The sequence below is a fragment of the Janthinobacterium sp. GW821-FHT03C08 genome (genome assembly GCF_059420905.1).
The window spans coordinates 1-7,202 of record NZ_JBWKUP010000040.1; the positions used below are offsets into that span (position 1 = coordinate 1).

The 7,202-nt window shown below is 68.6% G+C and carries 4 protein-coding genes and 1 pseudogene; 4 read left to right on the forward strand and 1 reads right to left on the reverse strand.

The window, feature by feature from the left end:
• A pseudogene (locus AC07VL_RS27865) lies at window positions 1-352 on the reverse strand (hypothetical protein); the annotation flags it as partial.
• A 129-nt stretch (window positions 353-481) separates the two neighbouring features.
• Here AC07VL_RS27865 and AC07VL_RS27870 point away from each other — a divergent pair.
• From AC07VL_RS27870 to AC07VL_RS27885, 4 genes are all read left to right on the forward strand, one after another.
• Window positions 482-1,321, forward strand: a complete 840-nt coding sequence (locus tag AC07VL_RS27870; RefSeq protein WP_494808730.1) for a M15 family metallopeptidase — start codon at window positions 482-484, stop codon at window positions 1,319-1,321.
• A gap of 223 nt (window positions 1,322-1,544) precedes the next feature.
• Window positions 1,545-5,339 (forward strand): type VI secretion system membrane subunit TssM, encoded by a 3,795-nt coding sequence (tssM, locus tag AC07VL_RS27875; protein WP_494808731.1) that lies wholly within the window; start codon window positions 1,545-1,547, stop codon window positions 5,337-5,339.
• Window positions 5,336-6,316: a type VI secretion system-associated protein TagF gene (gene tagF, locus AC07VL_RS27880; RefSeq protein ID WP_494808732.1), complete on the forward strand. Its 981-nt coding sequence runs from the start codon at window positions 5,336-5,338 to the stop codon at window positions 6,314-6,316. The genes tssM and tagF overlap by 4 nt, the downstream gene beginning before the upstream one ends.
• A 9-nt stretch (window positions 6,317-6,325) precedes the next feature.
• The gene (locus AC07VL_RS27885; RefSeq protein WP_494808733.1) at window positions 6,326-7,108 is read left to right on the forward strand and encodes an OmpA family protein; all 783 of its coding nucleotides are present in this window, start codon (window positions 6,326-6,328) and stop codon (window positions 7,106-7,108) included.
• Window positions 7,109-7,202 lie beyond the last annotated feature (94 nt).

Here is a 7,202-nt window from a genome sequence, read left to right on the forward strand (position 1 = left end):
TAGCATACGAGATATTAGCTAGTCTCGTGGGCTCGGAGATGTGTATAAGAGACAGGGACGGGGCCGTCGCCGCTGCGCGGGCGGGGGGCGGTTCGCGCGCGGCCAGCGGGGGCGCGGGCGGGCCGGCCATTTCATGGACCAGCACGGCCATGACGAGCGCCGCCAGGCCGACGGCCGCGCTGTGCCGCCAGCCCGGGCGCCAGCGCCGCGCCGGCGGGGTGGCGGGCGCGGCGCCGCCATGTTCGAGCCGCGACAGGATGCGGTTGCCACCCGCCTCGGTGGCGTTCCCATCGCCCTTGCCCAGCAGGTTCGGGCCGTGCGGCGGCCGCTCTCCGGATTTCAGTAAAGACAAAATATCACCTCCGAACTGGATCGAACTTGATGTAAACCGCGCTCATGCTGGCCGCGCCCGCATACGATCTAGCAATACCGCCGGGCAATGGCAGTCCGGCTTCCGCGGATTCCTGTTACGGAGCGCCCCATGTTCGTCGCCCTGGTCCTGATGTATTTCCTGCTCGCCTGTTTCGCTTGCTGGCTGCTGTTGTTTCCCGGCGGCCGCGCCATCGTGCTGCACGCCATGGTCAACCTGGGCTGGCGCGTGCGGCGGCGCGCCCGGCACCTGAAGGGAGGCGGCGGCGCGCACTGGCAGCGCTGGCAGCGCCATACGGGTTCCGGCATGGCACGCGGCTGGCAACTGCTGTCGCAGCACCGCTGGCTGTCGCTGGCGGGCAGCGTGCTGATCATCGCGCCACCGCTGCTGGTGTGGCTGTCCAGCGACCGCATCACCCTGCGCGGCTATGCGGACCGGCAACATGCCATCAATGACCAGGTCAGCGACTTGCTCAAGGGCGAGCAACTGGTGCCGCCGCCGGCCCTGCCGCCGCTGCTGTTTTCCACGGCCGAGGTAACGCAGCTGCGCCCCCTGCTGGGCGGTGCCAGCCGCAACTGGCAATTGCTCGACCACGACTACGCGCAGCGCCTGTTGCTGGTGTTTAAGATCATGCAGGAGGTGCACGGCTATGACATGGTCTTGCTGGAAGGCTACCGCAGCCCCGCGCGCCAGAACCAGCTGGCGGCAGCCGGCCCCAGCGTGACGAATGCCCGGGCCTTTCAAAGCTATCACCAGTACGGCCTGGCCGCCGATTGCGCGTTCATGCATGAAGGAAAGCTCATCATTTCTGAGAAAAATGCCTGGGCCATGCGCGGCTACCGTCTGTATGGCGTGACAGCCGAATCGGTGGGCCTGCGCTGGGGCGGGCGCTGGACCATGATGGATTTCGGCCACACGGAATTGCCGCAGCCACGCGTCCTGGGCAAATAACAGGCGGCAGCGCCAGCCATTCTAGCGCCGTCTGCGCGGGTATTTTGCACCGGCGCAAGCATACTTGCGCAGCGTCAATGGCGCTCCCTGCGGCGTGCCGCGCTGCCGCGCAACACTTGTCATTTGTCAACAAAGTCGCGCGCCATTGCTGTCAGCATGGACTGCGTCCGCCTGGCTGTGCGGCGGCGTCTTTCCTGCCGTGCGACCTTACCCTGGGCTCATCATGCTGCGACGAATCTGGCATTTCCTGACCGACAGCCGCAATCTGACCATCCTCGGCTTCGTGGCGCTGGCCGTCTTCCTCTACCTGGGCGCCGAGGTGCTGGAAGTGGCGCTGGCGTGGGCGCTGGCCTTGCTGCTGCTGGCCTTCCTCGTCTGGCTGGGCGCGTGGCTGTGGCGCCGGCGCCGCGCGCGGCGCGATGCGCAGGCGCTGGGCCAGGCCATCCTGAACGAGGCGGAAATTGCCGCCGCGCAGGCGGCTTCGGCTGCGGGCAGCAGCCAGCAGGGCGACCTCGACGCCGTGCGCGCGGGACTGCTGGACGCCATCGAGACCATCAAGACGTCCAAGCTGGGCCTCAAGTCGGGCGCTGCCGCCTTGTATGAATTGCCGTGGTACATGATCATCGGCAATCCGGCCGCCGGCAAGAGCAGCGCCATCCTGCAGTCGGGCCTGCAGTTCCCTTTCGCCGACGGCAAGATCGTGCAAGGCGTGGGCGGCACGCGCAACTGCGACTGGTTTTTCACCACGGACGGCATCGTGCTCGACACGGCAGGGCGCTACTCCGTCGTCGACGAGCACCGCGGCGAATGGTTCGGCTTTCTCGACCTGCTGAAAAAATACCGGCGCAAGGCGCCCATCAACGGCATCCTCATCGCCGTCAGCATCGCCGAATTGAAAGGCGATCCCGACGTGGGCATGCAACTGGCGCGCAGCCTGCGCAAGCGCGTGCAGGACGTCATCGAACGCCTGGAAGTGTTCGCGCCCCTGTACATCGTGTTTACCAAGGCCGACCTCGTCGCCGGCTTCGCGGAGTTCTTCGCCGATGCGGAACGCGGCGAGCGCGAGCGCGTCTGGGGCGCCACCATGCCGTACCGGCGCAAGCTGCCCACGGCGGACCTGCTCCATTTCTTCGACCAGAGTTTCGACGAACTGCACGATGGCTTGACGGAGCTGAGCCTGGCCAACATGGCGCACCGCCAGCGCAAGACGCTGGCGCCGGGCGTCTTTACCTTCCCGCTGGAATTTGCCGCCATCAAGCCGGCCCTGCGCGCCTTCATCGCCACCCTGTTCGAGGAAAACCCGTTCCAGTTCCAGCCCGTGTTCCGCGGTTTTTACTTCACCAGCGCGCTGCAGGAGGGCGAGCCCGTCAGCACATCCTCGCAGCAGGTGGCGCGCCGCTTCGACCTGGCCTTCGCGCCCGCGCCGGCCGCAGTGCCCACGGGCGGGCGGCAGCACGGCTATTTCCTGCTGGACCTGTTCCGCAAGGTGATTTTTGCCGACAAGCACCTGGTGGCCAACTACGCCAGCCGCGCCAAGCTGCGTTTCAGGTACGCCGTCTTCTTCACGGCCACCGTGACCCTGGGCGCCTGCCTAGGCGGCTGGAGCTGGTCCTACCTGGGCAACCGGCAACTGGTGGCCAATGTCGAGGCCGATCTGAACAAGGTGGTGCGCCTGCAGGAGCAGCGCCTGGACCTGCAGTCGCGCCTGGAGGCGCTGGAAATCCTGCAGGACCGTATCGAGCAACTGGAAGCGTACCGCCAGCAGCGGCCCTGGTCCTTGCGCATGGGCCTGTACCAGGGCGAGTTGCTCGAGCGCAAGCTGCGCGAGGAATACTTTGCCGGCGCGCGCCACGTCATGCTCGAACCCGTGGCGGGCGCGCTGGAAGCCTTGCTGGCGGAGATGAACGCCAGCGCCGAGCAGCTGCAGCCGGCGGCGCGCACGCCGCAGACGCCCGTCGCGGCGCGCACCTTCCAGTACCAGGCCGCCTCGCCGACGAACGTGGAAGACGCCTACAACGCGCTGAAAACCTATCTGATGCTGGCCGACAAGACGCATGCGGAAAGCAGCCACCTGAACGACCAGATGACGCGCTTCTGGCGCGGCTGGCTGGAAGACAACCGGGGCGCCATGCCGCGCGAGCAGATGATACGCAGCGCCGAACGGCTGCTGACGTTCTACCTGGCGCAGGTGGGCGACCCGTCCTGGCCACGCATCGAACAGAAGCTGGCGCTGGTCGACCAGGCGCGCGAACACCTGCGCCGCGTGGTGCGCGGCATGCCGGCGCGCGAGCGCGTCTACGCGGACATCCGCGCGCGCGCCGCGACGCGCTTTCCCGGCATGACGGTGGCGCGCATCGTCGGCGAGCAGGACCAGGCGCTGCTGGCCGGCAGTTACGCGGTGTCCGGCGCCTACACGCGCCAGGCGTGGGAAAAATTCGTCGAGGGGGCGTTCCGCGACGCCGCCAACCGCGAGCTGCAAAGCGCGGACTGGGTGCTGAAAAGCGCCGCCACCGACGACCTGACCCTGGAAGGCAGCCCGGAGCAGATCGAGAAAAACCTGGTGGCCATGTACAAGGCCGATTACGCGCGCGAGTGGCAAAAGTTCGTGCAGGGCGTGGCCGTGGCCGACCTGAAAGGTTTTGACGGCGCCGTGCAGGCCATGAACCGCCTGGGCGACCCGCAGTCGTCGCCCATCGCCAAGCTGCTGACGACCATCTACCAGGAGACGTCGTGGGACAATCCGGCCCTGCAGAATGCGCAATTGCGCAAGGCAGAGCGGGGCATCATCGCCTGGTTCAAGGAGACGGTGCTGCGCCGCGCGCCGTCGCAGCTGACGGCCAGTCCGGGCATGAACGCGCAGATCGACCCGGCCCGCCTGGACAAGCCCATGGGACCCGTGGGCCGCGAATTTGCCGGCGTGGGCAAGCTGGTGGCGGCCAGGGACAACAATGCCTCGCTGATGCGCGCCTACCTGGAAGCGCTGTCGAAGCTGCGCAGCCGCCTGAACCTGCTGAAGAATCAGGGCGATCCCGGGCCGGGCGCGCGCCAGTTCATGCAGCAGACGCTGGAAGGCAGCGGTTCCGAACTGGCCGACGCCCTGCGGCTGGTCGACGAGCAGATGCTCACGGGGATGAGCGACGCGCAAAAGCAGGCGATACGCCCCATCCTCGTGCGGCCCTTGATGCAGACCTTCGCCGTCATCGTCGCGCCGGCGGAACTGGACATCAACAAGACCTGGACGGCGCAGGTGTACGAACCGTTCCGCAAGTCGCTGGCGAACAAATATCCGTTCGCCCCCGCGGCACGCATCGAGGCGAGCAGCGAGGAAATCGGCCAGTTCTTCGGACCGGAAGGGCTGGTGGCGAAATTCGTCACCACCTCGATGGGGCCCCTGGTGGTGCGGCGCGGCGACGTGCTGGCGGCGCGCACCTGGGGCGACATGGGCATCAGCCTGTCGCCGCAGATGGTGGCGCGCTTTCCCGGCTGGATCGCGCCGCTGGGCGCGGGCGGCGTGGCGGCCACCTCGGCGGCGCAGACCGTGTTCCAGATCCAGCCGTCGCCCGCGCCGGGCACCCTGGAATACACGGTGGAGATCGACGGCCAGCAGCTGCGCTACCGCAATACGCCGGCGCAGTGGACGAACATGGTCCATCCCGGCCCGCAGGGCGCGCCCGGAGCCAGGATCACGGCCGTCACCTTCGACGGACGCACGGTGGAACTGTTCAACGAGCCGGGCCAGTTTGGCCTGAAGCGCATGATCGACGCGGCGGCCAAGAAGCGCAAGGACGGCGGCGTGTTCGAGCTGCGCTGGACGCAGGGCGACGTGGCCGTGGCGCTGGACCTGAAGATCACCAGCAGCGCCGAGACGACGGGCGCGGGAGGAACGGCGGCGGTGCAGGACCAGGGCTTGCGCGGCATGCAGCTGCCGGAAACCGTCGTCGGCGCGCCCGCCGCGCCTGCCCCCGCCGTCGCCGTGGCGGATGCAGCGCCCGGGGTGGCCGCCGTGGTGGCGCCATGACGCGCGGCCCGCAGCAGGTGCGCCTGGGCTACTTCGGCAAGATCCCCGCGCGCGGCGACTTCATCAAGGCCTGCGACAACCATGCGCTGGTGCAGCTGCTCGACGACTGGCTGGCGCAAGTCATGAACTCCCTGACGGCGGAGCCGCGCTGGAAGCTCAATTACGACGCCTTGCCGCCGCTGCGCTTCGCCTTCGTCGGCACGCGCAGCCGGCGCGCCATCGCCGGGCGCCTGGAAGCGAGCAGCGACCAGTCGCACCGGCGCTTTCCCTTCATGGCCATGGGCGCGCTGGAAGTCGACGACGCCGACGCCTTTGTCGCCTGCAGCCCGCTGGTGCTGGCGCCGCTGTGGCAGCGGGTGGAGCAGCTGTCGCAAGGCATCGTCGCCAGCGCCGAACCGGGTCCGGCGCTGCTGGCGCTGGCCGGCAACGTGGTGGAAATCGAGACGGCCGCCGCCCGCCATGCGGAACAATTTGCCGCCTTTCTGCAGGCGCAGACGCTGCACAGCCTGCAGGTCATGCTGGCCTCGCCCACCTTTCCCGTCACGCTGCGCGAGCTGCTGCTGGGACTGGGCCTGCTGCTGCGGCCCGTGCGCCGCAGCGGCCGGCCGCGCCTGGAAAAAAGCCTGGTCCTGCCGCTGCCGCAGGACGCGCAGGCGCGCGCGCTGGCAGCGAGCTTCTGGCTGCACCTGGTCACGCCGTTCCTGCGCCAGGCCGATTTCGAGCTGGCGCTGTTCTTCGCCCATCTCGACGAGGCGCCGGTGCTGGTGATCGGCTTTTGCGGCGCCGACCCGCAGGGCTTGCGCGCCCTGATCGAACCGCAGGCGGCCAGCGAACGGCTGATCGTCCTCGACCAGCTGGACTGGGTCGGCGAGCTGCTGGGGCAGGAGCCGGCGCTGCACCGCCTGTCCGCCTGTCTGCAGCAGGACCAGCTGTCGCTGCGCTCGGCCTGCAGCCTGTTTGCCGATACCTTTGCCTGAAGGATTGCGATGAAAGCTTCCCTCTTCCTCCTGCTGCTTGCCGCCCTCCCGGGTCGCGCCCAGGTGCAGGCGCAGCCGCCTGCCACGCCCTTGCCGGGGCAGATCCTCGTCACGGGCACCCTGGCCGATGAAGGGGCCAAGGCGGCCGTGCTGGCCCGCCTGCGCGAGCTGTACGGCGCCGAGCGCGTGGTCGACCAGATCGCCATCGGCAAGGTGGCCGTGCCGGCCAACTGGAATGCCTACGTGCAGAAACTCATCGCGCCGCACCTGAAGCTCATCTCGCGGGGCCAGATCAGTATCGCCGGCAGCAACGTCAGCGTGCGCGGCGAAGTGGCGAACGAGGCGCAGCGCCAGCAGATCGCCAGCGACATCGCCACCAGTCTCAATCCCACGTATGTCGTCAACAACGGCTTGCGCGTCAGGGCGGCCGAGGCCGAGCAGGGACTGCTCGACGCCGCGCTCGACAAGCGCATCATCGAATTCGACGTGGGCCAGGCCAGCATCACGCCGTCCGGCCTGGCCATCCTCGACGAGATGGCGGCCGCCATGCAAAAGCTCCGGGAGCGCAAGGTGGAAGTGATCGGCCACACGGACAATACGGGCCTGCGCGCCAGCAACGTGGCACTCAGCCAGGCGCGCGCCGATGCCGTGCGCGCCTACCTGGCCACGCGCGGCATCGGCGCGGACATGGTGCTCACTTCGGGCCAGGGCCCGGACCGGCCCGTGGCCAGCAACGCCACGGCCGATGGCCGGGCGAGAAACCGGCGCATCGAGTTCCGCATCGCGCAGTAGGCCGGGCCGGCACCGCGCACGCCCGCGAGGCGCGCAGCCGGCCGCCGGCGGCGCGCGGCTGCGGGCGCCGCGCATTCACGGCAGGGTGATGGTC

Excerpts from the sequence above, each read along its gene's own strand:
- AC07VL_RS27870 (WP_494808730.1), top strand. The coding sequence starts at position 482 with ATGTTCGTCGCCCTGGTCCTGATGTATTTCCTGCTCGCCTGTTTCGCT.
- tssM (WP_494808731.1), top strand. The coding sequence starts at position 1,545 with ATGCTGCGACGAATCTGGCATTTCCTGACCGACAGCCGCAATCTGACC.
- tagF (WP_494808732.1), top strand. The coding sequence starts at position 5,336 with ATGACGCGCGGCCCGCAGCAGGTGCGCCTGGGCTACTTCGGCAAGATC.
- AC07VL_RS27885 (WP_494808733.1), top strand. The coding sequence starts at position 6,326 with ATGAAAGCTTCCCTCTTCCTCCTGCTGCTTGCCGCCCTCCCGGGTCGC.